Raw genomic sequence first — 26395 nt, 5'->3', positions numbered from 1 at the left:
CGTGACCGCCGACACGAGCCCGACCGACCGATCCGACGAGCTGCGCGCGGCGGCCGCCGCCGTCGACCGCGGCGACCTCGTCGTCTACTCGACCGAAACGGTGTACGGCCTCGGCGCCGACGCGCTCGACCCCGACGCCGTCGAGCGCGTCTTCGACCTGAAGGGCCGCGACCGATCGAACCCCCTCTCGCTCGGCGTCGCGAGCGTCGACGACGCGCTGCGGTACACCCGGCCGACGGAGCTCGCCGTCGCCTTCGCGCGGGCGTTCCTCCCGGGCCCGGTGACGGTGGTCGTCGAGGCTGACGACGCCGTGCCGGACGCGCTCACCGCCGGCCGCGACCGCGTCGGGATCCGGGTTCCCGACCACGACCTCGCGCGCGCGCTCCTCGCCGAGACCGGTCCCCTCACCGCGACGAGCGCCAACGTCTCCGGGACCGGTAGCGTCACCGACCCCGCCGACCTCGACGACCGGATCCGCGACGGGGTCGCCGTCGTGATCGACGACGGGGACGCGCCCGGCACCGAGAGCACGGTCGTCGACCCCGAGGCGGGGACGATCCACCGCCGCGGCGCGATGGCCGGCGCCATCGAGGCGTGGCTGGCGGACCCGCCAGTAGACGGGTAGGCAGGCCCGAGAAGACCGGCCGCGGAGTTAAACGGAGAGCTCGCCCTTCGCTTTGATCACGTCCAAGTCCTCGGCGTCGACCGTCTCGACGTCGAGCCAGTGGGGGACGTACTCGCGTTTGTCGTAGGCCTCGCGCTCGTCCTCGGTGCCGACGGTACACCAGAGCTGCGGCTCGTCGGGACCGTGCCAGCCGCCCTGGACGTTGATGCCGAAACAGACCAGCTCCTCGCCGTCGTGCTCGATCACCGCGTCCTTCCGGATGTCGGGGTCGCCGCGGATGATGAGGTGGTGCATGTGCCCGGGTTCGCGTGTTCTGGGCTTAATCGCTTCGATACCGCGAATCGGGGGCCGTCGGCGTCGGCCCGGCGGTCGCCGGGTGCGAGGGAGCGACGATCGCGACGCGCGGAGAGCGATCCGGGCCCCGATCAGCCCGAGTAGTAGTACTCGCCGTCGCGCTTCTGCTGGCTGTCGAGCTGCGAGCCCGGCTTGTTGATCCGCGGACGGCCCGTGCGCTCGTCGCGGCGGAACGTGATCTCGAGGTCGGCGAGGAACTCGTTCATGCCGTCGCGCATGTCCTGCGGCGGCGCCGCGCGCCCGTGCTCGGCCGGCTCGCCGTCGAACACCATCAGGCGGTCGGCGAGCAGGTCGATCATGTAGATGTCGTGGTCGATCACCATCACGGTCGCGTCGTGGTTCTCGGCGTACCGGCGGATCGCGGTCGTCGCCCGCACGCGCTGCTCGACGTCGAGGTGGGCGGAGGGTTCGTCGAGGAGGTAGAGGTCGGCGTCGTCGGAGAGACACGCCGCGATGGCGACGCGCTGGCGCTCGCCGCCCGAGAGATCCGAGAGGTTCTGTTCCATCACGCGCTCCAGCTGGAGGGGCTGGGCGATCTCGGTGTTCCAGTAGGAGGAGCCGAACTCGTCGGTGATCGAAGAGAGGAACGCGTCGACCCGCATGTGCTGGTCGATGTCGATGTACTGCGGCTTGTAGGAGATGTCGAGCGCGAAGTCGAGCTCGCCCTCGTCGGGCTCCAAGTCGCCGGTGAACAGCTGCGCGAGGGTCGACTTCCCGATCCCGTTTGGCCCGACGACGCCGAGCACCTCGGAGCGGTTGATCTCGCCGCCCTCGACGCGGAGCTCGAACTCGCCGTCGCCGTACGACTTCCGCAGGTCGGGGTACTCGATCAGCGTCTCGCTCCGGGAGGCGACCCGCGGCGCGTGCTCCTCGAAGGTGATCGCGGAGGGACGGATGCGCATGTTCTCGTTGTCGAGGTACCCCTTCAGGTACTCGTTGATCCCCTTCCGCACCGACTTCGGGTCGGTGATGACACCGTACGCGCCCGGCTCCCCGTACGCGACGTGGAGGGTGTCCGCCAGCAGGTCGAGGATGGCGAGGTCGTGTTCGACGACGAGCATCGAGCGGTCGGCCGCGTCGTCGTCCGCGAGCTCGCGGATGAGGCGGGCGACGATCATCCGCTGCCCGATGTCGAGGTACGGCGTGATCTCGTCGAGGAAGTAGAAGTCGGCGTCGCGCGCGAGACACGCCGCGATCGCGACGCGCTGGAGCTCGCCGCCGGAGATGGAGTCGATGTCCTGGTCCATCACCGGACGGATGTTGAGCCGGTCGACGAGGTCGTCGAGCGCGCCGCGTTCGTCGGTCCGCTCCAACAGCTCGCGGGTGTTGCCGTCGAACTGGTTCGGGATCTGGTCGACGTACTGCGGCTTGCGCGCGACCGTCACGTCGCCCGCCTTCAGCGATTCGAGGTAGTTTTGCAGGCCGGTGCCGCGGAAGCGGTCGAGGACGCGCTCCCAGTCGCCGTCGGCGGCGTGGTCGCCGAGGTTCGGGACCATCTCGCCGGCGAGCGCGTGGACGGCGGTCGACTTCCCGATCCCGTTCGGTCCGAGGATGCCGGTGACGCTGCCCGGCTCCGGCGTCGGCAGGCCGTACAGCGAGAAGGCGTTGTCGCCGTAGCGGTGGACCGGGTCGTCGTCCAGCTCGGAGGGGAGGTTGATGATCTCGATCGCGTCGAACGGGCACGATTGGACGCAGATGCCGCAGGTCTCGCCCAGGCAGATCTCCTCGGAGATGTGTATCTGGTCGGGGTCGCCCTCCTCGGCGTCCTCGCCGCGCTCCGTGATACACTCCTTGCCCGTCCGGTTGGGCGGGCAGTCCTTCATACACTCGTAGTTACAGCGGTCGGGCTGGCACCGATCGAGGTCCACGACCGCGATACTGTCGTCGGCCATCTCAGACCCCCAGGTCGACGGCCGACGTCAGCAGGACCGTGTAGCTGATGAACCAGAGGGTGAACGTGAGAAACGCCACGTAGAGGTTGTCCTTGATCCCGAGGTCCCCGACGCCGACCGCCTTGAAGATCGGGTACTGCGCGATGACGAACGCTCCCAGCACGAACACCGCGGTCGTGCTCGCGGCGGCGGCGGGGTCGGTGCCGACGTAGACCGCCGAGACGACGCCGGCGGCGATACCGGCGAGACAGCAGATGGTCGTGACGACCACGCCCCGCGCGTGGTCTGACAGGCCCGAATCGTCGCTCATGCCTTCGGATCCGCGAGCGCCCGTGAAAAGCCGTTCGTTCCCGCCGCCGCCCGCGGCGAGGGCGACGCGACCCGGACCCGTTCCGGCGTCGACCGGCGAGCGCCGCCGCGGCCGAGGCGCGCGCGAGCCGAATCGCTGACTGACTGGTCAGTCTAGCAGGCAAAAACCAGACATTGTTGCTGGTTAGTGGTGCGAAAACCGGCAGAAATGTCCGGAGAACGCCGTTTCAGCGGGGATGCTCCATCAACATTTATGAGCGTGTGCGGTTTCGAATCGTAACGATGGAAGGAACTCAGACGGAGGGGCTCGACGACCTCCCGCCGAGCGCCAAACTCGTCTTCAAGGTGCTCGAGTACAACGGACCGCTGACCCAGAAGGGGATCGTCCAAGAGTCGATGCTGTCGGCCAGGACCGTCCGGTACGCGCTCGAACGGCTCGAAGGAATCGGCGTCGTCGACGAGGACGTCTACTTCGCGGACGCCAGACAGAACCTCTACAAGCTCACGGAGCCGGCACAGGAATTCACCGCCGACGAGGGCGAGGCCTCCTGTACGGCCGACTGACGCGCGGGCACTGGTCTAGCGGCATCGGTCTTCTCGGGTTTCGGGTCGGCTTTCGAGCGACGCCGCTCGGCTACTCCTATCTCGCCGCCTGCTACTCCGATCGCCCCGCCTCACCCTCGCGCGCGCCGCGGATCGCCGTCCCGATCGTGAGCGCGACCGCGACGGACAGCGCCGACGTCGCCGCTAGGACGAACGCGAGCAGTAGGAACCAGACGTCCGGGCCGAACAGCGGGTAATCGCGCGTATCGATCACCGGGCCGAGCAGTTCGAAGGTCCGGACGAGGTACAGCGACGCCGCGATCAGCGCGCCGACCGCCGCCCCGATCCGAACGTTGCGGTAGAACGACAGCGACTCCAAGAGAACCAGCATCGGGGGCTTCGAACTCTCCTCGCTCACGGGTCGGCGTACGGCCGGCGGCCGCAAAGAGCCATCGGAACGCGACACGCGGAGCGGACAGGCCCGCGAGGAACGGGGCACCGGAGGGACGTGATCCCGGCGAGAAACGCTACTATCACGATCGAAACGGACGTACGAGGGCCTGACGGCGTTAGTGACAGCCGTCAAGTGGATCGCGGAAGGACCGGAAGGTATGCCCAGAGTCGTGCTGTCGGCGTTCCCGATGATAGACCCGGAGACGTATCGCGAGTTCCTCACCGACGCGGTCGACGGACCGGTCGAGATCGAGGTCGCGGATCTGGGGTCGACCGAGCGGCTGATCGAGGCGGCGGCCGGCGCCGACGCGCTCGTCACGGACATCAACACGCCGGTCACCGAGGACGCGCTCGACGCGCTGGATCTGGAGGTCGTCGTCCGGTCGGCGGTCGGCGTCGACAACGTCGACGTGGCGGCGGCCGCGGAGCGCGGCGTCACCGTCACCCGCGTCCCGGACTACTGCACCGACGAGGTGGCGACCCACTCGGTGACGCTGCTTTTGGCCTGTCTGCGCTCGCTGAAGCCGTACGACGATTCGGTCGTCGCCGGCGAGTGGAGCTGGGAGACCGGCGCGCCGGTCCGGCGCGTGAGCGCGTCGACGATCGGGCTGCTCTCGTACGGACCGATCGCGCGGCGGGCGGCCGAACAGCTCTCCGGGTTCGGCGCCGACCTCGTCGCGTACGACCCGTTCGTCGACGCCGAGGAGATGGCCGACGACGGCGTCGAGAAGGTCGAGTTCGAGGAGCTGTTCGACCGCGCCGACCACGTCGGCGTCTACGCGCCGCTCACGGACGCGACGCGGGGGATCGTCGACGCGGACGCGCTGGAACGGCTGAGCGAGGACTCGGTCGTCGTCAACGTGAGCCGCGGCCCCGTCGTCGACGCCGACGCGCTGCTCGACGCGCTGGAGGCGGACGAGATCAAGGCGGCGGGCCTCGACGTGTTCGCCGAGGAACCGCCCGAGGACGATCCGCTCGTCGGGCGCGACGACACGGTCGTCACGCCGCACGCGGCGTGGTACAGCGAGGAGGCGAGAGACGAGTTGAACCGGAGCGGCGCGGCCGACGTGGCGGCGGTCCTCAACGGCGAGACGCCAGACGGCCGGGTCGATCCCGAGGCGGACTGGCTGTAAGCGCGCCAGCGCGTCGACGGCGAGCTACAGGCGGTCGAGCGCGTCGAAGTCGTCGTCCTCGTCGAGGGGGTCGTCGCCGTTCGAGTCGTCCGAGGCGTCGGCGGCGGACGCGTCGCCCTCGCCGCCGCCCGGGTAGCTCGCGTCGAGCCCCGCCGCGAGCCCGGCCCCGAGGTCGTAGGTGTCGCGGACGGTCTGCGCGAGGACGCCGTCGCGGTCGAAGACGACGTAGACGGCGACGAACTCGTGGTTCGCGGGGCGCAACACGAACACCTCCCGCGGGTCGCCGTCGCCCCGCGACTCGTTCACGCGGGCGACGAGCGGTTCGATCGGGAGGCGTCCCGCGCGAAGCTCCGCGAACGCGTCGCTGCCGGGCGCGTCGGCGAAGAGGTACAGCGCGCCGTTGGGGTCGCCGTCGTTCGACCGCGTCGTGATCGAACCGACCGGCTCGCCCGCCGCGCGGATCTGCTGCCACGCGTCGACGGCCGCCTCGAACATCCCCTCGACGTCGTCCGCGAAGCGGAACCGCGTCTCGCGGACGACATCCACGTCGCGGAAGCGGGCGGAGCCGTCGGTCCACGCCAGCGTCGCGTCGACGACGAACCCGGGGCGGAGGGCGTCGACCGCGTCCGCGAGGTCGCCCTCGTACCCCTCGGCGGTGGCGTAGAGGGGGTCGTACCGGTCCGCGGCGTCGGGGTCGGTCGGATCGACCGGTCCGTCGGGGAGCTCGACGAGGACGAACTCATCGGGGGGTTCGTCGTCCGCGGCGGTCGCGTCCGGATCGGCCACGTCCGACTCGTTCGCGTCGGGGGCGACCGAGCCCGGATCGGCCGCGTCCCCGCCGTCGTCGATGTCCGGTCGGCGGCGGCGGTCGTGAACGCGGAACCGGCCGCTCGTCGTCGGGTCCATATCTCACGGTGGGCGGGCGGGCGGAAAAGCCGGTCGGAAGCGGACCGATTCGGGCGGACGCGGGGCGGGCTCCGTCCCCGGATCCGTGTCGTTATGGGGCGGGCGGTCCAAGGAACCGGTAAATGGGGATCCTCGAGGACAAGTCGAACGCCCGGCTCTTCTACAAGTACCTCTCGAAGGTGTACGACCGGATCAACCGCTTCAACTGGAACGAGGAGATGCGCGCGGAGGCGCTCTCGTGGCTGGAGTTCGGCGACGACCCGACGGTGCTCGACGTGGGCTGTGGCACCGGGTTCGGCACCGAGGGACTGCTCGAACACGCCGACGACGTCCACGGCCTCGACCAGAGCGTCCACCAGATGGAGAAGGCCTTCGAGAAGTTCGGGAAACACGACCGCGTGAACTTCTACCGCGGCGACGCCGAGCGACTCCCGTTCCGCGACGACAGCTTCGACGTGGTGTGGTCGTCCGGCTCGATCGAGTACTGGCCGAACCCCGTCGAGGGGCTCCGCGAACTCCGGCGCGTCGCGAAGCCGGGCGGGCAGGTGCTCGTCGTCGGGCCCGACTACCCGCACAACCCGATCCTCCAGCGGGTGGCCGACGCGATCATGCTGTTCTACGACGCCGACGAGGCCGACCGGATGTTCGAGGCGGCCGGCTACGAGGAGTTCGAACACCACATCCAGCGGGCGACCCCGCAGAGCCCGCGGGCCATCACGACCGTCGCTCGGGTCCCGGGCGGCGAGGACGACGACGACGGATCCCGGTCGGCCGACCGCGACGCGGATCCGGCCGCGGCCGGCGCCGAGTAGTAGCTTCGACATCGACGAAGGCCCGGAGGTCGAGCAGCGCCCGAGGCCGACCCTGTTTCTCACCCCGACCCGACCGACGTCTCCAGCGACGCGATCGGCCCTCCGTCGGCGGTGATCGTGACGGAGACCGTTCTGCCCGGTTCGAGCGTCGGGTCGTTGGTTCCCGCGACGCGGAACGCCGCCGTCTCGCCGGCGCGCAGCGTGTCGTCGCCGGCGGCGTTGAACGCGCCGGTGGGGCCGGGGTGGAACCCGGCAGCCGAGAAGAACGGGAGCGGCGGCTGGCGGTCGAGCGGTTCGCCGTCGACGCTGACGCGGACCGTCACGGTCGAGACATCGATCGGGTCGCCGCCGCGGTGGTCGATCGCGATCCGGTCGTCTGTCGCCGACAGCGACAGCACCGCCGACGGCGGCACCGTCGTGCTCGACGGCCCGAGCGCGGCGGCCGCGACGCCGCCGGCCAGCACGACCGTGATCGCGATGAGCAGCACGCCCGCGACGGGCGCCATCCCTCGGTCGGCGCGATGAACGGCTGGTGACACGGCGGTGCTGCGGCGGCATCGGGGAAAAAGTCGCGTCCGCCGGCTATCCGAATCCGACGTCGCGGTCAGACCGAAAAGACCGGCCGAGGGACCGGGAGGGGCTCGATATCGCCGACGACGACGACCCGGGGCTCGTCGACGACCGTGATGCGGTACGTCTCCGCCGGCGAGAGCGTTCGGACGACCCCCGCGTCGTTCGTCGCGCCGATCGCCTGACTGTCGCCGTCGCCCACGGACTTGGTGACCGTCACGTCCGGAACCGGTTCGCCGGTCTCCTCGTCGAGGACGGTGACGGTCACCGGGCCGCCGGGGTAGGTCCGCTCGACGGTGACGTTGAAGCCGTCCCCGGCCTCCGAGACCGGGTCGCTGTCGGGGAACGACGACAGGTCGATCCGCTGGTGTTCGACGAACACCTGCTCCGTGCCGCCGCTGACGAACGTCCGGAGGGTGCCGAACTCGTGGGGGATAGTGATCCGGTGGACGGCGCCCGCGCCGAAGGCGTCGGGCTCGCGGAGCGCGGCCGTCTCGGGGTAGGCGGCCTCGGTCGCCTCTATCGCGACGTCGTTCGAGATGTCGCCGCCGCCGCGGTCCCAGCGGTCGGTGCGGAACACCTCGCGGACGTACTCGCCGTCGACGATCGTCGCCAGTACGACCGCGCCTCGGCTCGACTCGACGTAGATGGCGTTCGAACCGGTCTGCCCGCGGGCGAGCGCGAGCGCGTGATCTCGGACCGGTCCCTCGTACACCTGAAGCGCCACCTGAAGCTCGTCGAGCCGGCCGGGGGAGCTGAAGTCGTCCGTCGCCTCGGCGAGCTCGTCTATCGCGTCGAGCCGCTCGTCGTACTCGCGGGCGGTCGCGGCCACGCGGACGAGCTCGTCGACCAGCTGGCGGTCGGTGATCTCTCCGGCGGCGTGCGCGCGGAAGGCGTCCGTCTGCCGGCTGTTCAGCGCCACCTCCGCGCGCTCGACGCGGTTGATCTCAGCGAGGATCTGCTGTTGTCGCTCGACGCCCCGGTCGGCGCGCTCGATCCGGTCGACGACCGCGGCGGTCTCGACGGCGGCGTCGGTGTCGGCGGTCGCGAACCCGAGCGACGAACCGAGGTCGGGGCCGCGAGAGTACGTGCTGACGCGCGTCTCCGCCCCGGGCGGCGTCGAGAGCGTTCGGAGCGTGAGGTTCGCCGCGTCGATCTGCGGCGTCGTCTGCCCGGCGGTGGTCGACGGCGACTCCGAGGACGGCGTCGGACTGCCGGCAGACTCCTGACCGGCAGACGGGTGGGAATCGGTGGAAGCGATCGAATCGGCCGACGGCACCGGGTCCGGGGACGGGGAGACGGCGTCCGGAGACGGGGAGACGGCATCCGGAGACGGGGAGACGGCGCCCGGGGCGGTGACGCCGGCGACCGGGGCCACGAGCAGCAGCACTGCGACCACGGCGATCGGGAGGGCTCTCATCGTCTCCGGGTTCGACCCGCGATACAAAAAATCCACCCACTGCGGTCGGCCGTCGGAGTCGCCCCGACGGCGTCGCCGCCCTGCCCGTCGATTCCGCGGGCGAGGCTGAGCGGAGATTCGGCCGGACGTCGTGTCAAAAAATAGCATATGGAAAGCGTTTTGCCCGGCGCGCGAGTGACCCGAGACGTATGCGGAACCCCGCCCTTCGCGCGCTCTTGATCGCCCTCGTCGCGTTCGCGCTGGTCGCGAACGCCGGCGGCGCGGCGGCCGGCGCGGCTACGATCCCCTCCACCCTCTCCGCGGACGACCCGTCGGCCCACGCGTCGGCCGTCGGCGACGACCCGCGGGTCCGCGACGCGATCGAGGACGTCTCGACGGCGATTCGCCAACAGACGGGCGACGGAGTCACGTCGCCGTCGGCGACGCAGATCCGAATCGGGCTGAATCCCGACCGCAGCGCCGACTGGACCGTCTCGGTGCGGTACTCGCTGGCGGACGAGAACGAGACGGCGGCGTTCAGGGCCGCCGGCGACCGCTTCCGCGCCGGTGAGGTCGGCCCGAGCGCCGAGCTGTTCGAGGGGTTCCGCCGCGAGGCGAACCGGAACGTCGACCGGTCGATGGCCATCGAAGACGTCGGCCGCGAGGTCATCGTCCACGAGGACCCGGGCGAGTTCGACGTCGCCGGGGAGGAGGCTGTCGCGGTCGGCGAGCTCCGGCTGCGGTTCACTTGGACGGCGTTCCTCGCGCAGGACGGCGAGAGCCTCGTCCTCGGCGACGTGTTGACGACGCCGGGCAACGAGACGTGGCTCCGCAGCCTCGAATCGACCCAGACGCTGGAGGTAGCGACGCCGGAGGGATACACCGTGACCGGCACGCCGAGCAGCGCCGTGACGCAGCTCTCTGACGGCGACGTGATCGTCGAGGGACCCCAGACGTTCGAGGAGGGGGAGCCCGTGGTGATAGTGTACGGCCCCGCGGGCGTCGGCGGTCCGCCGTGGGCGATGTTGATGGCCGCCATAGTGCTTGCGGCGGCCCTCGTCGCCGGGAGCGTCGTCGGGTACCGCCGGATCAACTCCGGAGGAGACGGCGACGTATACACGAACGGCGACGGATCGTCGCCGAACGGCGCCGATCGGGGCACCGAAAGCGACCCGAGCGCCGCCGCCCCCTCCAGATCCGACGCCGCCGGTGACGGCGCCGAGGAGGGTGACGAGACGGACGGCGACGAGCCGGACCTCTCGCTGCTCTCGGACGAGGAGCGCGTCGAGCAGCTCCTCGACGCGAACGGCGGCCGGATGCGGCAGGCCGACATCGTCGCCGAGACCGGCTGGTCGGACGCGAAGGTGTCGCAGCTGCTCTCGGCGATGGCCGACGAGGAGCGCGTCGAGAAGCTCCGACTGGGCCGCGAGAACCTCATCTCCCTGCCCGACGACGCGGACGGGGACGGCGATGACGAGCACGGTCGCGGCGACGCCGACGAGTAGCGAAATCGACGTCGACCGAAGGCGGCTGCCGGACCGGTAACCGTCCGGGGCGAACGGAAACCGCTGGTCCGTCCTCGCCCGTTCCGAAAACCATTACAGGGCGAGCGACGGAGTATCGATCATGAAAGTTCTGGTGACCGTCAAGGAGGTCGCAGAGGCGGACGACGACTTCGCGATCGAGGGGACCGACATCGCCGAGTCCGACCTCGAGTACGACCTGAACGAGTGGGACGACTACGCCGTCGAGGCCGCCGTCCAGCTCGCCGAGGCGGGGATCGCGGACGAGGTCGTGACCGTCACCGTCGGCCCGGAGCGCGCCGAGGAGACGATCCGGATGGCGCTCGCGAAGGGCGCGGACCGAGCGGTCCGCGTCTGGGACGACGCGCTCGACGGCGGGTTCGCGGACGTCGCCTCGAAGGTCGACCTGTTCGAGGCGGTCGTCGACGAGGAGGCGCCAGACCTCGTCCTCGGCGGCGTTCAGGCGGCGGACACCGGGTTCGGCGCGACCGGCGTCGCGCTGGCAGAGCGGATCGGCTTCGAGCACGCGGCGGTCGTCAACGACCTCGACGTCGACGCGGACGCGGGCGTGGCGCACGTCCACCGCGAGCTCGAGGGCGGCGTCGAGGAGCTGACCGACGTCGACCTCCCGGCCGTGTTGACGGTCCAGACCGGCCTCAACGAGCCGCGGTACGCGAGCCTCCGCGGGATCCGACAGGCGCAGCGCAAGGAGATCGCCGCGAAGGATCTGGCCGACCTCGGGCTGGAGGCCGCCGACGTCGAGAGCGCGCTGACGATCACCGAGATGTACGAGCCGGAGAGCGAGTCGGACGCCGAGATCATCGAGGGCGACGCGAGCGAGTCCGCGAGTCGTCTTGCCGAGGTCCTGCGGGATAAGGGGGTGGGCGCGTGATGAGCGTGCTCGTCGCCGCAGAACACCGCCGCGGGGAGCTTCGAGAGGTGTCGTACGAAGCGATCACGGCCGGTCGGGAGCTCGCCGACGCGCGCGACACCGACCTTCACGTGGCGGTCGTCGCGGGCGACGTCGACCGGTTCGCCGAGGAGCTGAACCGGGAGGGCGTCGACGCGATCCACGCCGTCGCCGACGGCGAGGAGTTCGATCACAACGCGTACCAGGCGGCGGTCTCGACGCTCGCGGACCGGCTCGACGCCGGAGCGGTCGTCACGCCGAACTCCGTCAACGGCCTCGACTACGCCCCGGCGCTCGCCGAGGAACTCGGCGTGCCGATCGTGACCGACGCGGTCGGGATCGCCTACGACGACGGGCTCACCGTCACCCGCGAGATGTACGGCTCGAAGGTCGAGACAACCGTCGACGTGGCGGGCGACCGGTTCGTCCTCACGGTCCGCGGCGGCGAGTGGCCGCCCGCCGAGGGTGTCGGCGACGCGACCGTCGAGACCGCCGAGATCGAGATCCCCGAGTCGGGCGCCCGCGTCACGGGCTTCGAAGAGGTCGGCGGGGGCGACGTCGACATCGCGGACGCCGACGTGCTCGTCTCGGTCGGCCGCGGCATCGAGGAGGAGGAGAACCTCGAACTGGTCGAGGATCTCGCGGACGCGCTCGGCGCGACGCTGTCGTCGTCGCGGCCGATCGTCGACAACGGCTGGCTACCGAAGAACCGACAGGTCGGTCAGTCGGGGAAGGTCGTCACGCCGGACGTGTACATCGCGGTCGGCATCTCCGGTGCGGTCCAGCACGTCGCCGGGATGAAGGGATCGGACACGATCGTCGCGATCAACACCGATCCGAACGCGCCGATCTTCGACATCGCCGACTACGGGATCGTCGGCGACCTCTTCGACGTGGTGCCCGAGCTCATCGACGAGTTCGCCTGAGCCCGTCGACGGGTCCTCTGACGGCGGCTGCGACGGCGCGACGCGCGCCGACGACGGCCTGCGTCCCGGACGTCGCGGAGCTGCCGGTGTCGCGGGAGATCGCCGAGGTGGTCGTTCCGCTCGGCGTGTTGATGGGCGTCTGGGTGTTCGCCGACGAACTCCAGCGCGTCTCGCGGAGCGAGTGATCGTCGGGCGGGGCTCGTCACCGAGTCCGGGGACTCCGTCGCGTCCCGCCGCGACCGCGATGGGTCTCGGTTCGTTTATCACCCCACCGACCCTCCGATCCGGCAATGAGCGAGGCCGACGAGCAGCAGGCCGCGACCGCCACCGGTCGGGAGATCTGGATCGAGAAGTACCGGCCGCAGACGCTCGACGACATCCACGGGCAAGAAGAGATCGTCGAGCGCCTCCAGAGCTACATCGCGCAGGACGACGTTCCCCACCTGCTCTTTTCGGGGCCTGCAGGCGTCGGGAAAACCACCGCGGCCACCGCCATCGCCCGTGAAATCTACGGGGAAGAAAACTGGCGCGGTAACTTCCTCGAACTGAACGCCTCCGACCAGCGCGGGATCGACGTCGTCCGCGACCGGATCAAGGGGTTCGCGCGCTCGTCGTTCGGCGGCGACTTCCGGATCGTGTTTCTCGACGAGTCCGACTCACTCACAGATGATGCACAGGCTGCGCTCCGCCGGACGATGGAGCAGTTCTCCGACAACACTCGCTTCATCCTCTCGTGTAACTACTCGTCGAAGATCATCGACCCGATCCAGTCGCGCTGCGCCGTCTTCCGGTTCTCGCCGCTGTCGGACGAGGCGGTCGGAGGGATGGTCCGCGAGATCGCGTCCGCGGAGGGGATCGAGGTGACCGACGCGGGCGTCGACGCCTTGGTGTACGCGGCCGACGGCGACATGCGCCGCGCGATCAACTCGCTTCAGGCGGCGGCGACGACCGGCGACGTCGTCGACGAGGAGGCGGTGTACGCGATCACGGCGACGGCCCGCCCGGAGGAGATCGAGTCGATGGTGACCGACGCGCTGAACGGTGACTTCGCGCGGGCGCGCTCGACGCTCGACACGCTGCTCACGGAGACCGGGATGGCGGGCGGGGACGTGATCGACCAGCTCCACCGCTCCGTCTGGGAGTTCGAGCTGAGCGAGCGCGAGGCGGTGCGGCTCATGGAGCGCATCGGCGAGGCCGACTACCGGATCGCGGAGGGCGCCAACGAGCAGGTCCAACTGGAGTCGCTGCTCGCGGCGCTCTCATTGGACGAATAGCAATAGACTGGGACCGGATCTCCGCTCGTTCTTCTATATACAGTCGGCGCGGACGGATGACGAACACCGCCAAAACCCCAGCCGCGAGGGCGCTACGCGTCACGGGCAACCGGCGGCTTCGCCGCCGGTGACTGCCCCTTTGAGTCCCACCCGACCGCGACCGCACGGCACCTCACGCCTCCCCAGCCTCGTCGGCCTCCCTCCGGTCGGCCGACTCCCTCGCGCGTGCTGACTCGCGGCCGCCGGTGGCGGCCGCTCGCAGGCACGCGCCACCGCGGCGGACGCGCTTTTTAAATCACGCCGGCACCGAGCAGTGGTATGCTCGTCGTCGTCTCCGACACGCACGCACGCGAGGAGTCGCGGCTCCAGGGGCGGACCGCCGAAGCGGTCCGCGAGGCGGAGTTGGTGATCCACGCGGGCGACTTCTACCGCGAGCCGGTGTTGGACGCGTTTGGGTCGGCCGCCGCGAGCCTCCGCGCGGTCTACGGCAACAACGACGACGCCGCGATCCGCGACCGGGTCCCCGAGGTGCGGACCGTCGAGTACGCCGGGGTTCGGTTCGCGGTTACGCACCGCCATCGCAGCGGCGACGCGGGGCTCGTCATGCTCGGTCGCGGCCGCGACGGCGACGCCGTGATCTGCGGCCACAGCCACCGCCCGCGGTTCGACGACTCGGGCGGGCTCCCGATACTGAACCCGGGGAGCCACGCCCAGCCGCGCGGGAACCGCCCGGCGCACGCGGAGCTGACGCCGGACGAGGGCGGGGCCGAGAACGCGCTGGACGGGAAGCTGGTGACGCCGAGCGGTGAGGTCTTCGAGACGTTCCGGATCGAGGGCGGAGCCCGCGAGTAACGGAGACTGGCCGAGTCACGAGAAGCGTACTGGGGAGTCGCCGGCGAGAGAAGCGGGTCGAGTGGGTCGCCGTCGCGTCGGCGGAGACCGGTCGCGACGCCCCGCAGACGGCCGGACCGGCCGACGGTCGTGTGCGCGGTGGAGGGCGTAACGGAGGACCCGGATCGGTGCGGGTGTCGGCGCCGGCTGTCGGTCGCTGGTCGACCGGGGAGGGGTAACCGGACCGGGCAGGGAGCGGGGTGCGAGTCCGACGAGCCGACGGTCGGCCGGCGGTTCGAGCGTGTGAGGGCCGAAGCGGGGGTCGCAGTTACACGTAGTGCGGGTACCGACATATACGTGGCTGAGGGACAAAAGCGCGTTTTAGTCACGGATCCGATCGCCCGCCGGCGGGTGAATTCGGCGCGTCGCGCGACCGCTCGCCTCGAAACTTATAACCGCGTTCCGACGGATTCACGCCTATGCTCCCGGTCCAGCCGCTGTTCGTGCTCCTGTTGGTCGGTCTCCTCGGGCTGTTCTTCTTCGGGTTCCTCCTCGTCCGGCGCACGGTGGCCGGGCTGAACGAGGGGTACAACGACGGGCGGAACTGATGGTCCTCGTCACCGCCGGGACGCTCGTCGTCGCCGCCGCCGCCAGCCTCTTCATGGCGTGGTCGATCGGCGCGGGATCGTCCGGGTCGACCCCGTTCGCGCCCGCCGTCGGCGCGAACGCCATCTCGGTGATGCGGGCCGGGCTCGTCGTCGGCGTCCTCGGGCTGCTCGGCGCGATCCTCCAGGGCGCGAACGTGACGGAGGCTGTCGGCACCGAACTGATCGGCGGCGTGACGCTCACGGCCGCGGCGGCCATCGTCGCGCTCGTCACCGCCGCCGCGCTCGTCGCGATCGGCGTGTTCGCCGGGTACCCGATCGCGACGGCGTTCACCGTCACCGGGGCGGTCGTCGGCGTCGGCCTCGCGCTCGGCGGCGACCCGGCGTGGCCGAAGTACGCCGAGATCGCCACGCTGTGGGTGCTCACGCCGTTCGTCGGCGGCGGAGTCGCCTACGGCGTCGCTCGGGGACTCATCGGCGAGTCGCTCCCCGAGCGACCGCTCACGGCCGCGCTCGCCGGGATCGTCGGGGGGATCCTCGCGAACGTCGGGTTCGCGCTGCTCGGGCCCGCCGGCGAACAGGCGTCGGTCGCGAGCGTGCTCGGGTCGGGGCTCGGGATCGGCGGGGCCGGTCCCGCCGCGGTGAGCCTCGCGATCGCCGCCCTCATCGCGGTCGCCGTGTACGCGGACCTCGGCCGCGACCGCGAGGGCGCCCAGCGGCGCTTTCTGCTCGCGATGGGGGGTCTCGTCGCGTTCTCGGCCGGCGGGTCGCAGGTCGGCCTCGCGATCGGTCCGCTCGTCCCGATCTTCGGCGACGTCGGCGTCCCGCTGTGGGCGCTGCTCGTCGGCGGCGGCGTCGGGCTGCTGGCCGGGTCGTGGACGGGCGCGCCGCGGATGATCAAGGCGCTCGCGCAGGACTACGCCTCGATGGGCCCGCGGCGGTCGATCTCGGCGCTCATCCCGTCGTTCGCGATCGCGCAGACCGCCGTCGCCTTCGGGATCCCGGTCTCGTTCAACGAGATCATCGTCTCGGCGATCGTCGGCGCGGGCTACGCCGCGGGCGACGCGGGCGTGAGCCGGCGGAAGATGGGGTACACCGTCCTCGCGTGGGTCGGGTCGCTCGTCGGCGCGTTCACGATCGGGTTCGGCCTCTACTCCGCGGTCGACTTCGTGGTGTGAGGGCCGCACCCGACCGACCGAGGGACGGGCACCTCAGGCGCGCAGCTCCGGGTACGCCGGTAGCCGCGCCGACCGAGCGCTCCCGTCGATGAACGGGAGGTCGACGGCGGTAGCGGAGACTTCCTCGCCGTCGAGGCGGACGCCGACCGCCCCGAGGGCGGCGTCGAACGAGACGAGCGCGAGCGCGAGCGGGGCATCCGTCGCGGGGCCGATCGTGGCCCGAGTGACCTCGCCGACCGCCTCGTCGCCGTCGAAGACGGCCGCGCCGGCGTCGGGGAGCGCGGCGTCGATCTCCTCGGGGTCGGCGTTCGCGTCGACGCCGGCGACGGCCTCGGCGAGCCCGTCGAGTTCGAGGCCGACGAGCCGCCGGCTCGGGCGGCCCTGATTCTCCACGCGGGAGACGACCTCCTGCCCGACGTAACACCCCTTCTCGAAGTCGAGCGCGTTCCGGAGGCCGAGGACGTTCGGGACCGTCCCGGCCAGCTCGTACTCGAAGAGGGGGGTGCCGGCCTCGGTCGCGAGCGCGTCCCACGTCCGGTAGCCGAACGGGGCCGCGTTGAGGCCGCGGTTGATCAGGGTGTCGAACACGTCGCCCGCGTCGGCGGCGGCGCAGACGATCTCGTACCCCTCTTCGCCCAGCGGCGAGTCCGTCGCGATCACCGTGACGCCGGCGTCGACCATCGAGCCGCGGACGAAGGAGAGCGGCCCCTCCGGCGCGCCCGGCCCGCCGAGGACGGAGGCGACCTTCTCGGTCGACTTGGGGCCGTGGACGCCGAACACGCCGAACTCCTCGGTCACGTCGTCGATCTCGACGTCCTGGATGAACACGTTCTCCGCCCAGTCGGCTGCGACCGACTCGACCCGTTCCGGCGGGAGGAAGACGAGCAGCCGCTCGTCGGCGTTGTACACGTACATGTCCGTCTCGATCCCGCCTTGCGGGTCGAGCAGGAGGGCGTAGGTCCCCTCGCCGTCCGCGGTCGGGACGCGGTTCGAGACGGCATTGTCGACGAACTCGACGCGATCGGCCCCCCTGACGGCGAGAACGCCGTATCCCATCTCGATCACGCCGGCGACGTTGCGGACCGCCTTGCCGACGCGGACGGGCTTTCCGTAGTGGTCGACGACCTCTCGGCCGCCGCGGTCGCGGTACGCGGCGCCGTGCGCGTCGTGGGTGCCGGAGACGAGCGTCATGGTCGGAGAAACGCGATCGAGGGCCAAAAGGCCGCCGTCTCCGGCGGCTACAGTCCGAGCCGGTCGCGGATCGCGTCGACGAGACTCTCCGACGGGTCGTCGTCCGGCGCCTCCGGGTCCGGAACGACCTTGTCGTGGGCGTACACCCGGACGCGCTCCTCGGACTCGACGGTGATCAGCGAGTCCTCTTTCAGCGTCGAGAGCGCCTCTTCGACGGCGTCGATATCGGCGTCGACGGCCGCGCGAAGTTCGAGGACGGTCATCCCCTCGTCGCCGCGGTCGACGAGCGCGTCGAGCAGCGCGACCTCGACGTCCGGCCGGTCGCGGTATTCCGGCTTTGCGGCCATACGTGTCCCTTGTACGGGGCGGACTTTACGTCTACCGGCGGGAGGAAAGGACTCGACCCGAAAGCGCGCCGCGTCAGCGGACGAGCCGCGAGCAGGTGCCACAGAGGTTCTCCTCTTTCACGTCGACCTCGCGGACGGTCGGAGAGAACGACATCACGCACTTGCTGTTGTCGCAGTGCTCCAACCCGAGGGTGTGGCCGATCTCGTGGACGACCTCCTTGCGGACGCGGTCGCCGAAGACGTCGACCGCGGGCTTGGTCGAGACGCCGCCGTCGGAGGAGGTTCGGAGGCGGTGCGTGGAGATGACGGAGCCGCTCCCGTTGAGGTACGCGAGCCCGAACACGTAGTTCCGGCGCCGGTAGTAGAGGTCCTCGGGCGTGATGCCGATGTTCTTCTCGCCGCCGCCGACGCGGGTGACCGTCTCGATGAGGTCCTCGGCGCGGTACTGGCCGCGGTCGGCGTCGAACGCGGAGTCTGGGATCGCCTGATCGTCGTGGACCGTCACGTCGCAGTCGTACACGGAACGCAGCGCACCGGAGGCCTCCCGTTTCACTTGGGGGGTGACCTCCCCGACCGGGACGATGTCCACGAGCATAGAACCGCTTTTGACCGCCGCGGTCATAAAGGCCGCGCCGTGGCACAACCACCGCCGTCGGAGCGGGCGCTCGCGGGCGCGCTCGACGGATACGAGCGGGTGATCGAGATCGGCGTCGGCCGGCGGCCGGAGGTCGCACGAACGCTCGCGGACCGGGGTCGCGAGGTCGTCGCGATCGACGTCGACGCGAGCGAGGAAGCGCGCGGCGCGGCGGCTGCGACCCGGCCGTCGAGCGCGGGAGCCCTCCGCGTCGTCACTGCGGACGTGACCGCGCTGGCGGCGGCCGACGACGACCGAGGCGTGCGGGACGCGCTCGGCCTTGAGGCGTTCGAGGACGGCTTTGACGCCGTCTACGCGCGGAACCTCCCCGCCGAGCTTCAGCGACCGACCGTCGCGCTGGCGGAGCGCCTCGACGCCGCCTGCCTGTTCACCACGCTCGGGTTCGAGGAGCCGATCGTCGACGTTCGCGAGCGGTCGACGGAGTCGGGGACCACGGTGTACGTCGCGCGGTGACGCGGGGGGACCAGCGCCGACCGCCTCGCCCCGCGAACCGGCGACGTCGGCCGCGAACCCGAACGTTCATTCCGCCGCCAGTCGGCGTAGCGGTATGCAGGTCGACGCAGTCGTCCTCGACATCGACGGGGTGTTGGTCGACGTGGCGGACTCCTACCGGCGGGCTATCCTCGAGTCGGTCGACCGAGTCTGCGGCAAGCCGATCGACCGGGAGACGGTTCAGGCGTTCAAGGACGCCGGCGGGTTCAACAACGACTGGGAGCTGACGGACGCGGCCGCGCTGTTCGTGTTGGCCCGCCGCGAGGGGCTCCGAATGGACGTCGCCGAGTTCACCGACCGCGTCCGCGAACTTGGTGGCGGCCTCGACGCCGCGAAGGAGGTCGTCGGCGACCTCCCGCGGGTCGCACAGGCCCGCGTCCGCGACCAGTGGGACCGCGACGCGCTCCGCGAGACGTTCCAGGCGCTGTACCTCGGCTCGGAGCTGTACCGCGAACTGGAGGGCGGCGAACCGCCGATCGAAGCCGACGGCTACATCCACGACGAGCCGACGCTCGTCGACCCCGTGACGATCGACGACCTGACCCGACGGTTCGACGTGGGCGTCCTCACCGGTCGACCGGCGGCGGAGGCCGACATCGCGCTGGAGCGTGTCGGCCTCGACGTGCCCGACGACCGCCGGTTCACGATGGACGACTGGGAGGCGGGGAAGCCGCACCCCCGGGCGCTCGTCGAGCTCGCGGAGCGGTTCGACGCCGAGCGGGTCGCGTTCGCGGGCGACACCTTGGACGACGTGCGGACCGCGCGCAACGCCGACGAGGCTGACGAAACCCGGGTCTACTACGGGATCGGCGTCCTGACCGGCGGACTCACGGGTGAATCGGGTCGCGAGAAGTTCGCCGACGCCGGCGCCGACGCGGTCGTCAAGGACGTGAACGAACTGGTGGAGCTACTGGAGTAGCCGGCGGCGCGCTCGCGGAACTCGCCGGTATCCGTAACGCGTCGCGGCAGAACTGAGCGTCGAACGCCGCCGCTTCCGACTTTACACCCTCCATCGGCGACGTTCGCGCGATAGCAGCGCGTCACGGTCGGCGGCACTAAACCGCCCGATTTTGACGTTTTATGCCCGCTGGGACGGTAGTACGGGTAATGAGTGACGCCAACGCGACGCAGCGGATGGCGGTCAGCGGCGAGAGCGACGGCGAGTCGAAGTTCGTCGCCCGAGCCCGCGACCACGAACTGGTGATGGACGACCCCGAGGCGATGGGCGGCGGCGACGCCGGCGCGATGCCGATCGAGTACCTGCTCGCGGCCTGGACCGGCTGTCTCAACGCGACCGTCCGCGCCGTGGCGCCGGACTACGACCTCGACGTCGAGGGCGTCGAGGTCGAGGTCGCCGGCGAGTTCGACCCCCGCAAACACCTCGGTCGGACCGAGGAGCCCCGGGCCGGCTACCAGGGCGTGGAGGCGACCGTGGATGTGGATTTCGCCGGCGACGTCGACGACGACGCGCTCGCCGAGTTCACCGCCGCCGTCGAGGAGCGCTGTCCGGTGAGCGACAACCTCGCGAACGAGACCCCGACCGACGTGACGCTTCGAGGGGAGTAGGCGGCGGCGTTCGACCGGTCTTCCCGATTGGTCGGGCAGCTACCACGGGCAAAAGCGATCGGGAGCGAGTGGGGAAACGATGGGCCCTGCCGGATTCGAACCGGCGATCAACTCGTTATGAGCGAGTCGCTTTAACCGGACTAAGCTAAAGGCCCGTACTCGTCGGTACGGCCGAGACGTTTTTTAGCGTACCGACTCGCGACGAAGCGGCTGAAAGCAGAAGGCGCCGAAGCCAGGACTCGAACCTGGGACCGCCTCGTTAACAGCGAGGCGCTCTACCAACTGAGCTACTTCGGCTCATCTCCGAGTATTCGCGTTGTTTTGATAGGGCTTTCGTTTCCGCCCGACTGCGGGAATCCGACTGCCCAAATAGCGTCGAAACGGCGCCAAAGTGCGTACCGCTCCGGCACCGATCCGACCGACACGTTTTCGGCCGGACCGCGAGACCGTTCGGTATGGACGATCTGGAGGCGGTGCTGTCGCGGGTCCGCGAGCGCGTCCTCCCGGAGCCGGGCGAGCGCGAGCGCCTGAGCGCGGCGGCCGCGACGCTGACCGACCGGACCCGCGAGGCGATCGCCGACCTCCCCGTCGACGCCGACGTGGTCCAAGTCGGGTCGACCGCGCGAGGAACGTGGGTCGCGGGCGACCGCGACATCGACCTCTTCGTCCGGTTCGACGCCGACCTCGACCGTGCGCAGCTGGAGGAGTACGGACTCGAAATCGGCCACGCGGTCCTGCCCGACGGCCACGAGGAGTACGCGGAGCACCCGTACGTGAAGGGGAGCTACGAGGGGTTCGACGTCGATTTGGTCCCCTGTCACGACGTGGAGACGGCCGGCGATCTGGTCTCCGCGGTCGACCGCACCCCCTTCCACGACGCGTACCTCTCGGCGCGGCTCGACGACGACCTCGCGGCCGACGTGGTGCTGGCGAAGGCGTTCCTGAAGGGGATCGGCGCGTACGGCAGCGACCTCCGCACGGAGGGCTTTTCGGGGTATCTCACGGAGCTGCTCGTGTTGGAACTGGGCGGGTTCGTCCCGCTCGTCGAGTCGGCACGGAGCTGGCACCCGCCGGTGGAGTTCGACCCGGAGGGACACGCCGAGCGGACGTTCGAGGACCCGCTCGTCGTCGTCGATCCGACCGACCCGACGCGGAACGTCGCCGCGGTGTTGTCGGCGACGAACCTCGCGCGGTTCCAGCACTACGCGCGGGAGCTGCTCGCGGCCCCGAGCGAGGCGCTCTTCGAGCCGGAGGCACCGGAACCGCTCGACTCCAAAGCGGTGCGTGCGCATCTCGATCGGCGGGGCACGACCCCGGTCGCGGTCGTCTTCGACGCCCCCGACGTGGTCGACGACCAGCTGTGGCCGCAGCTCCGGCGCTCGCTCGACGGGATCGTCGGGGGGTTGAACGACCGCGGCTTCGACGTGCTCCGAGCGCGCGCCATGACGGACGCAGAGGCGGCGACGGGAACGGAGTCGGTGACGGGAACGGAGTCGATGACGGGAACGGAGTCGGTGACGGGGACCGAGGCGGACGGGGTCGCGGAGTCCGGTGACGCCGGACGGTCGAACGAGGAGGTTCGGGCCGCGCTGTACGCGGAACTGGAGGTGACGGAGCGCCCGGTAGTCGAGCGCCACGAGGGGCCGCCGGTCGCGGTCCGGAAACACGCCGCGAGCTTCTACGAGTCGTACGTCGACGACGTCGACCCGGACACTTACGGTCCCTTCATCGACGGTGACCGGTACGTTGTCGAGCGCGAGCGGGAGTTCGCAACCGTACGGGAGTACTTGGAGAGCGAGGCCGCGGGCGACGTGGCGCTCGGTGCGCGGGTGGAGCCGGCGTTCGCCGACCGCGACGTGTTGGTCGGCGAGGCGGTCGCGACGCTCGCGCCCGCGTTCGGCCGACCGCTCCGGGAGTTCTACGAGCCGCGGCCGTGAGGTCGCGGCCGCGGAACGGTCACCTCGCGGGACGGTCGGCGCGCGGCCGGTCGAACCGTGCGCCGACGAGGCAGGAGACTCAGCGAGAGACGCGGTCGAGGAGCCAGTAGACGACCGCCGCGACGGCGACGACGATCAGCGCGACCGCCGAGAGGAGCCCGGCGGCGCGGGGGAACGACAGCCAGAACGCGGCGTAGAAGGCGAGCGCGAACGCGAACAGGCCGACGACCAGCAGCCCGCGAGAGGGGTTCTGCGCGGCGGCGACGAACGCGCGCTGGGGGATCGAGAGGTCGCCGAACTCGGGGACGTTCTCGGGCTCGACGCCGTCGGAGAGGGAGTCCGAGTCGGCCGGATCGGTCGACTCGGCGTCGACGGAGCGGTCGGTGTCGGTCACGGCCTCGGATACGGGCCGAAGGATGCTGTACCTATCGCTTCCCGAGCCGGGACCGGGGGTCGACGGTCACCCGAAGCTCGCTCCGACGAGGAGCGAGCCGAGGAGGAACGCGACGAGCGCGGCCGCGAGATTCGACACCGCGACCGTCGCGGCGGCGCGGGCGCCGTTTTCGCTCGCGGCGCGAACGGTTCCGACCGCGAACGACGAGAACGTCGTGAACGCGCCGCAGAAGCCGACGCCGAAGAGCAGCGCCGCCGTCGACCCTATCGGCCCGGCGGAGACGGCGCCGAGGGCGAAGCTGCCGAGCGCGTTGACGAGGAGGACCGACCGGCCCCCCTCGACGCGGAGGCCGACCGCGTGCCGGGAGACGGCGCCGAGCGCCCCGCCGACGCCGACGAGGGCGGTCGCGAAGACCGGCGAGGCGGTCACCCCTGAATCCTCCCCCCGACCGCGAGACCGAGCGCGGCCGCGGCGAATCCGGTCACGTAGCTGACGGCGACGAACCAGGCGCCGGCGGGCGTCCCGAGCGCGACCGCGTCGGCGACGAACGTGCTGTACGTCGTGAACGACGAGAGCGCGCCGGTGGCGACGAACAGGCGGACCCGGTCGTTCGACGCGAGCGGTAAAAGGAGTCCGAGCGCGAACGATCCCGCGACGTTCGCGACCAGCGTCCCAGCGCCGGACGGGGCTCCACCGAGGACCGCGAGACCGTCACCGGCGACTCCCGCGGCGAGGAAGCCCGCGACACCGACGTCGACCGCGTACCTAGCGACCGCGCCGAGGAACCCGCCGACCGCGACCAGCAGAAAACCGTACGGCGTCCGTTCCATGGGCGTGAGTGAGGCCGAGAGGGTTTGTGCGTTCTGTCCCGCTCACCGAGGTTCGGCGTTCGACAGCCGGCTCGCACGGGGGCTCTCCCCCTCGTGGGGCGTGCGTCGCTCCCGGACCCGGACCGTGTGAGCCGTCTCGGTGGCGTCGTCGACGACGAGCGCCTCGCCGACTCCTTCGGGGAGCCGCGCGGCGAGGTCGTCGGCGAGGTACGTCGCCTCCGCCTCGGCCAGTCGGTCGACGTCGCGCGCGGCGGTGAGCCGGTGGGAGACGAGGAGGTCGGACTGGGAGACGGCGACGCTCGGTAACGCGGCCGGGCGCTGGGTCGCACAGACCAGCGAGACGCCGGGTGCGCGCCCCCGAGTGAGGAGCGTCCGGAGCGCGGGCTCGGCGATCCCGTCGAAGAAGGCGTGCGCCTCGTCGACGAGGAGCCACGGGAGCCGCGGAGAGTCGTCGGCGACCCGAGCGTCGTAGAGCCCGCGAGCGACCGCGCGGACGACGGCCGCCGCGGCGACGTCGGGCACGCCGGCGAGGTCGAGCACGGCGGGGTCCCCGTCGACCGCGAGCGACGCGACCGGCGGCGCGTCGGCGTCGAAGACGCCCCACGAGGCCGCCAGCCGGAGGTGGTTCGCCGCGGCGCGCCGGGTCTCCGCCGGCGCGTCGGCCGCGTCGACCGCCTCGCGGAGCGCGGCGAGCGACGGGGACGGTCGGCCGTCTGTCTGGGAAACGCCGACCCCGGCCGCGTCTTCCTCGCCGCCGTCGACCGCGTCCGCGACGACGCGCCAGACCAGGCTTCCCGGTCCGCTCTCGGGATCGAGGCCGAGCAGGTCCGGCCACGTCGAGGGCGGTATCGAGGCGGGGCGAACCGCGGGGTCGACGACTCGGCCGCCGGCCGCGTCGAGGCCACCGAAGACGCCCATCGGGTCGGCGACGATCGGGACGACGCCGTCTGCGTCGGCCAGTTCTTCGGCGAGGACGCCGAGCGTGTACGACTTCCCGGTGCCGCGTTTGCCGAAGATGACGCCCGCGTGCGGACGGTCGATGTCGATCCCGACGGGAGCGCCGGCGCTCCCGTCGCGGGCGAGGAAGGACCCGATTCGGGCGGTGTGGGGCGGGCGATCGCCGTGGCGGTCGGACCCCTCGTCGTGGCGATCGGTCTCCTCAACGTGGCGGTCGGCCCCCTCGCTGCGCTTGGCCCCGCCTGCGTGGGCGGTTTCATCGTCGCGGTCGGCGTTTCCGCCGTCGCGGTCGGCGTCCGTCTCGTCGCGACCGAGTACGTACACGCGGCCGGGTGGCCCGGGGATCGGATAAAAACGCTCGGGAGACCGCGTCCGTCGGGTCGGCGTCGAGCGAATCCGCAGGTCCCGTCTCGCTGCGGTCCGATCCGTCCGATTCTTTATAAGTAATGCCGCGGCCAGCGGGTCGTATGTCCGATCGAACACACGACTCGCGCACCGCGAACCGCCGGACGTTCAGCACCGACACCCGTGCCATCGAGGGGCTTCCGGTCCGTCTCGTTATCGCCTTGGTCGTCGGCGTCGCCAGTCTCAGCGTGATGATGGGAATGATCGGCGACATCGACGGACTGGCCGCGACCGAGCTCGACGCGCAGCCGCAGCCGGAGGTGACCACGCCCGGCGACCAGTCGATCGACGTCGCGGTCGTCGACCCCGACGGCTCCCGCGTCGCGGACGCGACGGTCATCGTTCGCGGCGGCTCCGCGCAGATAGACGGCGTCGTCACCGCGAAGACGAACGGCGAGGGCGTCGCGAGCGTCGACGTCGACCCCGAACTCGGACCGAATCAGGCCGACGGGACGCTCACGATCGATATCAAGCCACCGGCGGAGGGCGACTACGTCGACGAGCGGGGGAACACCGAGGTGCTCGTCGTCGAGGAGTGACGGGGCGATCGGAAGAGAGCGGGGCGGACCGGTCAGAGCTGGTCGTCCCAGTCGATCCAGTCCTGTTCCCAGCCGTGTCGACGCTGACGGCCGCGCTCGGCGCGTTCGGCGTCCTCCCGCCGCGTTCGGTTCCGCTCCGTTCCGGGTTGTTCACCGTCGACGAGCATCGGTTGGAGTCGCGTCGGTCCGTACGTCTCGACCGTCTCGAACCCCGCCGGCGCCGGGTCCTCGCTCCCGTCGGCGTCCGTCTCGGTCGGAGCGGTCGGGTCCCTTTTCGCGTCGGATATCGGCTCGATCGCCGCGACCGTCTGGACGCCCGCGCCGCGCGGGTAGGCGATCCGGCCGCCGGGTGCCAGCTGCTCGCAGAGTGCGTGCGGGGGCTCGACCACGGCGGTTTCGATCAGGATCCGGTCGTACGGTGCGTACGCCGGGAGCCCGTCGGCGCCGTCCGCGCGGTCGACGAGGACCGCGCCGTAGCCGGCCGCGTCAAGGTTCGACCTCGCGGCGACGACGGCCGTGCGGTCGATGTCGACGGCGTGGACGCGTTGCGCGCCCGCAATCTCGGCGAGCATCGCGACCGAATACCCGACTCCGGCGCCGACGACGAGGACGGAATCCCCCTCCTCGGCGTCGAGCGCGGTGACGAGCCGGACCAGCGTCGCGAGCGACAGCGAGTGCGGGTCGTCGCCGTCGACGGTGCCGCCGGGCGAGTCGTCGACGAATGGGTCACGCGAGACGCGCTGGAGCGCGGTCAACACGGGCGGCTCGATGGGCTCGCCGAGCTGGTGTTCGAGCCCCTCGATCATGTCCGCCCTGAGCGATGCGTCGTCCATGGCTGG

General features: G+C 71.0%; 31 protein-coding genes and 2 tRNA genes. 16 read left to right on the top strand and 17 right to left on the bottom strand.

Features of this window, described 5'->3' with window-relative positions; translation table 11 throughout:
• Position 1: 1 nt before the first annotated feature.
• Positions 2-625, top strand: a complete 624-nt coding sequence (locus tag EXE46_RS02830) for an L-threonylcarbamoyladenylate synthase (RefSeq protein WP_137686978.1) — start codon at positions 2-4, stop codon at positions 623-625.
• 27 nt (positions 626-652) lie between these two features.
• On the opposite strand, the gene EXE46_RS02825 is transcribed toward EXE46_RS02830, so the two are convergent.
• The 3 genes from EXE46_RS02825 to EXE46_RS02815 form a co-directional block, all read right to left on the bottom strand.
• The gene (locus tag EXE46_RS02825) at positions 653-919 is read right to left on the bottom strand and encodes an HAH_0734 family protein (protein ID WP_137686977.1); all 267 of its coding nucleotides are present in this window, start codon (positions 917-919) and stop codon (positions 653-655) included.
• A gap of 131 nt (positions 920-1050) precedes the next feature.
• Positions 1051-2871 (bottom strand): ribosome biogenesis/translation initiation ATPase RLI, encoded by a 1821-nt coding sequence (locus tag EXE46_RS02820; RefSeq protein ID WP_137686976.1) that lies wholly within the window; start codon positions 2869-2871, stop codon positions 1051-1053.
• Position 2872: 1 nt separating this feature from the next.
• Complete coding sequence (locus EXE46_RS02815) at positions 2873-3181, bottom strand: hypothetical protein (RefSeq protein WP_137686975.1); 309 nt, start codon at positions 3179-3181, stop codon at positions 2873-2875.
• A 281-nt stretch (positions 3182-3462) separates the two neighbouring features.
• Here EXE46_RS02815 and EXE46_RS02810 point away from each other — a divergent pair, with 281 nt between their 5' ends.
• On the top strand, positions 3463-3744 hold the full coding sequence (locus EXE46_RS02810; RefSeq protein ID WP_008443026.1) for a helix-turn-helix domain-containing protein: 282 nt from the start codon (positions 3463-3465) through the stop codon (positions 3742-3744).
• A 91-nt stretch (positions 3745-3835) separates the two neighbouring features.
• Here the strand turns inward: EXE46_RS02810 and EXE46_RS02805 are convergent, their stop codons facing one another.
• Positions 3836-4114, bottom strand: coding sequence for a hypothetical protein (locus tag EXE46_RS02805; RefSeq protein ID WP_137687024.1), 279 nt, complete (start codon positions 4112-4114; stop codon positions 3836-3838).
• A gap of 220 nt (positions 4115-4334) precedes the next feature.
• Here EXE46_RS02805 and EXE46_RS02800 point away from each other — a divergent pair, with 220 nt between their 5' ends.
• Positions 4335-5309 (top strand): C-terminal binding protein, encoded by a 975-nt coding sequence (locus EXE46_RS02800; RefSeq protein ID WP_137686974.1) that lies wholly within the window; start codon positions 4335-4337, stop codon positions 5307-5309.
• Between the two features lie 24 nt (positions 5310-5333).
• Here the strand turns inward: EXE46_RS02800 and EXE46_RS02795 are convergent, their stop codons facing one another.
• Positions 5334-6215: a DUF6663 family protein gene (locus EXE46_RS02795; protein WP_137686973.1), complete on the bottom strand. Its 882-nt coding sequence runs from the start codon at positions 6213-6215 to the stop codon at positions 5334-5336.
• A gap of 122 nt (positions 6216-6337) precedes the next feature.
• Here EXE46_RS02795 and EXE46_RS02790 point away from each other — a divergent pair, with 122 nt between their 5' ends.
• Positions 6338-7027, top strand: a complete 690-nt coding sequence (locus tag EXE46_RS02790; RefSeq protein WP_137686972.1) for a methyltransferase domain-containing protein — start codon at positions 6338-6340, stop codon at positions 7025-7027.
• 59 nt (positions 7028-7086) lie between these two features.
• Here EXE46_RS02790 and EXE46_RS02785 read toward each other — a convergent pair whose 3' ends face one another.
• Positions 7087-7533 carry a type IV pilin gene (locus tag EXE46_RS02785; protein WP_137687023.1) on the bottom strand — a complete coding sequence of 149 codons (447 nt, stop codon included), beginning with the start codon at positions 7531-7533 and terminating at the stop codon, positions 7087-7089.
• Positions 7534-7631: 98 nt separating this feature from the next.
• Positions 7632-9017 carry a hypothetical protein gene (locus EXE46_RS02780; protein ID WP_137686971.1) on the bottom strand — a complete coding sequence of 462 codons (1386 nt, stop codon included), beginning with the start codon at positions 9015-9017 and terminating at the stop codon, positions 7632-7634.
• A 188-nt stretch (positions 9018-9205) separates the two neighbouring features.
• Here EXE46_RS02780 and EXE46_RS02775 point away from each other — a divergent pair, with 188 nt between their 5' ends.
• The 7 genes from EXE46_RS02775 to EXE46_RS02750 all read left to right on the top strand — a co-directional run bounded on the left by EXE46_RS02775 (position 9206) and on the right by EXE46_RS02750 (position 16243).
• Positions 9206-10501, top strand: a complete 1296-nt coding sequence (locus EXE46_RS02775) for a hypothetical protein (protein WP_137686970.1) — start codon at positions 9206-9208, stop codon at positions 10499-10501.
• A 121-nt stretch (positions 10502-10622) separates the two neighbouring features.
• Positions 10623-11411 carry an electron transfer flavoprotein subunit beta/FixA family protein gene (locus EXE46_RS02770; RefSeq protein WP_137686969.1) on the top strand — a complete coding sequence of 263 codons (789 nt, stop codon included), beginning with the start codon at positions 10623-10625 and terminating at the stop codon, positions 11409-11411.
• Positions 11408-12355 carry an electron transfer flavoprotein subunit alpha/FixB family protein gene (locus tag EXE46_RS02765; RefSeq protein ID WP_137686968.1) on the top strand — a complete coding sequence of 316 codons (948 nt, stop codon included), beginning with the start codon at positions 11408-11410 and terminating at the stop codon, positions 12353-12355. Before EXE46_RS02770 ends, EXE46_RS02765 begins: the two co-directional genes overlap by 4 nt.
• A gap of 290 nt (positions 12356-12645) precedes the next feature.
• A complete protein-coding gene (locus EXE46_RS02760; RefSeq protein WP_137686967.1) occupies positions 12646-13629 on the top strand; it encodes a replication factor C small subunit in 984 nt (327 codons plus the stop codon).
• 318 nt (positions 13630-13947) lie between these two features.
• Positions 13948-14481 carry a metallophosphoesterase gene (locus tag EXE46_RS02755; protein ID WP_137686966.1) on the top strand — a complete coding sequence of 178 codons (534 nt, stop codon included), beginning with the start codon at positions 13948-13950 and terminating at the stop codon, positions 14479-14481.
• Between the two features lie 458 nt (positions 14482-14939).
• On the top strand, positions 14940-15068 hold the full coding sequence (locus EXE46_RS17580) for a hypothetical protein (protein WP_017342347.1): 129 nt from the start codon (positions 14940-14942) through the stop codon (positions 15066-15068).
• Positions 15068-16243, top strand: a complete 1176-nt coding sequence (locus EXE46_RS02750; RefSeq protein ID WP_137686965.1) for an inorganic phosphate transporter — start codon at positions 15068-15070, stop codon at positions 16241-16243. The genes EXE46_RS17580 and EXE46_RS02750 overlap by 1 nt, the downstream gene beginning before the upstream one ends.
• A 33-nt stretch (positions 16244-16276) precedes the next feature.
• Here the strand turns inward: EXE46_RS02750 and EXE46_RS02745 are convergent, their stop codons facing one another.
• From EXE46_RS02745 to EXE46_RS02735, 3 genes are all read right to left on the bottom strand, one after another.
• Entirely contained in the window at positions 16277-17434 is a 1158-nt protein-coding gene (locus tag EXE46_RS02745) for an aminomethyltransferase family protein (RefSeq protein WP_137686964.1), read from the bottom strand.
• Between the two features lie 47 nt (positions 17435-17481).
• On the bottom strand, positions 17482-17781 hold the full coding sequence (locus EXE46_RS02740; RefSeq protein WP_137686963.1) for a DUF6432 family protein: 300 nt from the start codon (positions 17779-17781) through the stop codon (positions 17482-17484).
• 73 nt (positions 17782-17854) lie between these two features.
• Entirely contained in the window at positions 17855-18376 is a 522-nt protein-coding gene (locus EXE46_RS02735; protein ID WP_137686962.1) for an archaemetzincin family Zn-dependent metalloprotease, read from the bottom strand.
• Positions 18377-18415: 39 nt separating this feature from the next.
• Between EXE46_RS02735 and EXE46_RS02730 the strand changes: the two genes are divergently transcribed.
• The 3 genes from EXE46_RS02730 to EXE46_RS02720 all read left to right on the top strand — a co-directional run bounded on the left by EXE46_RS02730 (position 18416) and on the right by EXE46_RS02720 (position 20494).
• Positions 18416-18889, top strand: a complete 474-nt coding sequence (locus EXE46_RS02730; RefSeq protein WP_137686961.1) for a UPF0146 family protein — start codon at positions 18416-18418, stop codon at positions 18887-18889.
• Positions 18890-18983: 94 nt separating this feature from the next.
• Entirely contained in the window at positions 18984-19847 is an 864-nt protein-coding gene (locus EXE46_RS02725) for a TIGR01548 family HAD-type hydrolase (protein ID WP_137686960.1), read from the top strand.
• A 188-nt stretch (positions 19848-20035) separates the two neighbouring features.
• Entirely contained in the window at positions 20036-20494 is a 459-nt protein-coding gene (locus tag EXE46_RS02720) for an OsmC family protein (protein ID WP_137686959.1), read from the top strand.
• Between the two features lie 80 nt (positions 20495-20574).
• Here EXE46_RS02720 and EXE46_RS02715 read toward each other — a convergent pair.
• Together EXE46_RS02715 and EXE46_RS02710 are read right to left on the bottom strand one after the other, a co-directional pair.
• Positions 20575-20649: transfer RNA gene (locus EXE46_RS02715), tRNA-Ile, on the bottom strand.
• 69 nt (positions 20650-20718) lie between these two features.
• A tRNA-Asn gene (locus EXE46_RS02710) sits at positions 20719-20791 on the bottom strand.
• Positions 20792-20949: 158 nt separating this feature from the next.
• Here EXE46_RS02710 and cca point away from each other — a divergent pair.
• Complete coding sequence (cca, locus tag EXE46_RS02705) at positions 20950-22431, top strand: CCA tRNA nucleotidyltransferase (protein ID WP_137686958.1); 1482 nt, start codon at positions 20950-20952, stop codon at positions 22429-22431.
• A 79-nt stretch (positions 22432-22510) separates the two neighbouring features.
• Here cca and EXE46_RS02700 read toward each other — a convergent pair whose 3' ends face one another.
• From EXE46_RS02700 to EXE46_RS02685, 4 genes are all read right to left on the bottom strand, one after another.
• Complete coding sequence (locus tag EXE46_RS02700; protein ID WP_137686957.1) at positions 22511-22825, bottom strand: hypothetical protein; 315 nt, start codon at positions 22823-22825, stop codon at positions 22511-22513.
• A 66-nt stretch (positions 22826-22891) separates the two neighbouring features.
• Complete coding sequence (locus EXE46_RS02695; protein ID WP_137686956.1) at positions 22892-23254, bottom strand: CrcB family protein; 363 nt, start codon at positions 23252-23254, stop codon at positions 22892-22894.
• Positions 23251-23655 (bottom strand): CrcB family protein, encoded by a 405-nt coding sequence (locus EXE46_RS02690; protein WP_137686955.1) that lies wholly within the window; start codon positions 23653-23655, stop codon positions 23251-23253. Before EXE46_RS02690 ends, EXE46_RS02695 begins: the two co-directional genes overlap by 4 nt.
• Positions 23656-23697: 42 nt before the next feature.
• Positions 23698-24936 (bottom strand): ATP-binding protein, encoded by a 1239-nt coding sequence (locus tag EXE46_RS02685; protein WP_199234099.1) that lies wholly within the window; start codon positions 24934-24936, stop codon positions 23698-23700.
• 143 nt (positions 24937-25079) lie between these two features.
• Here EXE46_RS02685 and EXE46_RS02680 point away from each other — a divergent pair, with 143 nt between their 5' ends.
• A complete protein-coding gene (locus tag EXE46_RS02680; protein ID WP_137686954.1) occupies positions 25080-25556 on the top strand; it encodes a carboxypeptidase regulatory-like domain-containing protein in 477 nt (158 codons plus the stop codon).
• Between the two features lie 32 nt (positions 25557-25588).
• On the opposite strand, the gene EXE46_RS02675 is transcribed toward EXE46_RS02680, so the two are convergent.
• Entirely contained in the window at positions 25589-26389 is an 801-nt protein-coding gene (locus EXE46_RS02675; protein WP_137686953.1) for a protein-L-isoaspartate O-methyltransferase, read from the bottom strand.
• Positions 26390-26395: the final 6 nt, after the last annotated feature.

The organism is Halorubrum sp. GN11_10-6_MGM (assembly GCF_005435165.1).
Taxonomy (GTDB): domain Archaea; phylum Halobacteriota; class Halobacteria; order Halobacteriales; family Haloferacaceae; genus Halorubrum.
This window is presented reverse-complemented; position numbering and strand designations above follow the sequence as displayed.

What these genes read in the sequence shown, in the direction of transcription:
- EXE46_RS02825 (WP_137686977.1), bottom strand. Translation starts at nt 919, where the DNA reads ATGCACCACCTCATCATCCGCGGCGACCCCGACATCCGGAAGGACGCG.
- EXE46_RS02820 (WP_137686976.1), bottom strand. Translation starts at nt 2,871, where the DNA reads ATGGCCGACGACAGTATCGCGGTCGTGGACCTCGATCGGTGCCAGCCC.
- EXE46_RS02815 (WP_137686975.1), bottom strand. Translation starts at nt 3,181, where the DNA reads ATGAGCGACGATTCGGGCCTGTCAGACCACGCGCGGGGCGTGGTCGTC.
- EXE46_RS02810 (WP_008443026.1), top strand. Translation starts at nt 3,463, where the DNA reads ATGGAAGGAACTCAGACGGAGGGGCTCGACGACCTCCCGCCGAGCGCC.
- EXE46_RS02805 (WP_137687024.1), bottom strand. Translation starts at nt 4,114, where the DNA reads ATGCTGGTTCTCTTGGAGTCGCTGTCGTTCTACCGCAACGTTCGGATC.
- EXE46_RS02800 (WP_137686974.1), top strand. Translation starts at nt 4,335, where the DNA reads ATGCCCAGAGTCGTGCTGTCGGCGTTCCCGATGATAGACCCGGAGACG.
- EXE46_RS02795 (WP_137686973.1), bottom strand. Translation starts at nt 6,215, where the DNA reads ATGGACCCGACGACGAGCGGCCGGTTCCGCGTTCACGACCGCCGCCGC.
- EXE46_RS02790 (WP_137686972.1), top strand. Translation starts at nt 6,338, where the DNA reads ATGGGGATCCTCGAGGACAAGTCGAACGCCCGGCTCTTCTACAAGTAC.
- EXE46_RS02785 (WP_137687023.1), bottom strand. Translation starts at nt 7,533, where the DNA reads ATGGCGCCCGTCGCGGGCGTGCTGCTCATCGCGATCACGGTCGTGCTG.
- EXE46_RS02780 (WP_137686971.1), bottom strand. Translation starts at nt 9,017, where the DNA reads ATGAGAGCCCTCCCGATCGCCGTGGTCGCAGTGCTGCTGCTCGTGGCC.
- EXE46_RS02775 (WP_137686970.1), top strand. Translation starts at nt 9,206, where the DNA reads ATGCGGAACCCCGCCCTTCGCGCGCTCTTGATCGCCCTCGTCGCGTTC.
- EXE46_RS02770 (WP_137686969.1), top strand. Translation starts at nt 10,623, where the DNA reads ATGAAAGTTCTGGTGACCGTCAAGGAGGTCGCAGAGGCGGACGACGAC.
- EXE46_RS02760 (WP_137686967.1), top strand. Translation starts at nt 12,646, where the DNA reads ATGAGCGAGGCCGACGAGCAGCAGGCCGCGACCGCCACCGGTCGGGAG.
- EXE46_RS02755 (WP_137686966.1), top strand. Translation starts at nt 13,948, where the DNA reads ATGCTCGTCGTCGTCTCCGACACGCACGCACGCGAGGAGTCGCGGCTC.
- EXE46_RS17580 (WP_017342347.1), top strand. Translation starts at nt 14,940, where the DNA reads ATGCTCCCGGTCCAGCCGCTGTTCGTGCTCCTGTTGGTCGGTCTCCTC.
- EXE46_RS02750 (WP_137686965.1), top strand. Translation starts at nt 15,068, where the DNA reads ATGGTCCTCGTCACCGCCGGGACGCTCGTCGTCGCCGCCGCCGCCAGC.
- EXE46_RS02745 (WP_137686964.1), bottom strand. Translation starts at nt 17,434, where the DNA reads ATGACGCTCGTCTCCGGCACCCACGACGCGCACGGCGCCGCGTACCGC.
- EXE46_RS02740 (WP_137686963.1), bottom strand. Translation starts at nt 17,781, where the DNA reads ATGGCCGCAAAGCCGGAATACCGCGACCGGCCGGACGTCGAGGTCGCG.
- EXE46_RS02735 (WP_137686962.1), bottom strand. Translation starts at nt 18,376, where the DNA reads ATGCTCGTGGACATCGTCCCGGTCGGGGAGGTCACCCCCCAAGTGAAA.
- EXE46_RS02725 (WP_137686960.1), top strand. Translation starts at nt 18,984, where the DNA reads ATGCAGGTCGACGCAGTCGTCCTCGACATCGACGGGGTGTTGGTCGAC.
- EXE46_RS02720 (WP_137686959.1), top strand. Translation starts at nt 20,036, where the DNA reads ATGAGTGACGCCAACGCGACGCAGCGGATGGCGGTCAGCGGCGAGAGC.
- cca (WP_137686958.1), top strand. Translation starts at nt 20,950, where the DNA reads ATGGACGATCTGGAGGCGGTGCTGTCGCGGGTCCGCGAGCGCGTCCTC.
- EXE46_RS02690 (WP_137686955.1), bottom strand. Translation starts at nt 23,655, where the DNA reads ATGGAACGGACGCCGTACGGTTTTCTGCTGGTCGCGGTCGGCGGGTTC.
- EXE46_RS02680 (WP_137686954.1), top strand. Translation starts at nt 25,080, where the DNA reads ATGTCCGATCGAACACACGACTCGCGCACCGCGAACCGCCGGACGTTC.
- EXE46_RS02675 (WP_137686953.1), bottom strand. Translation starts at nt 26,389, where the DNA reads ATGGACGACGCATCGCTCAGGGCGGACATGATCGAGGGGCTCGAACAC.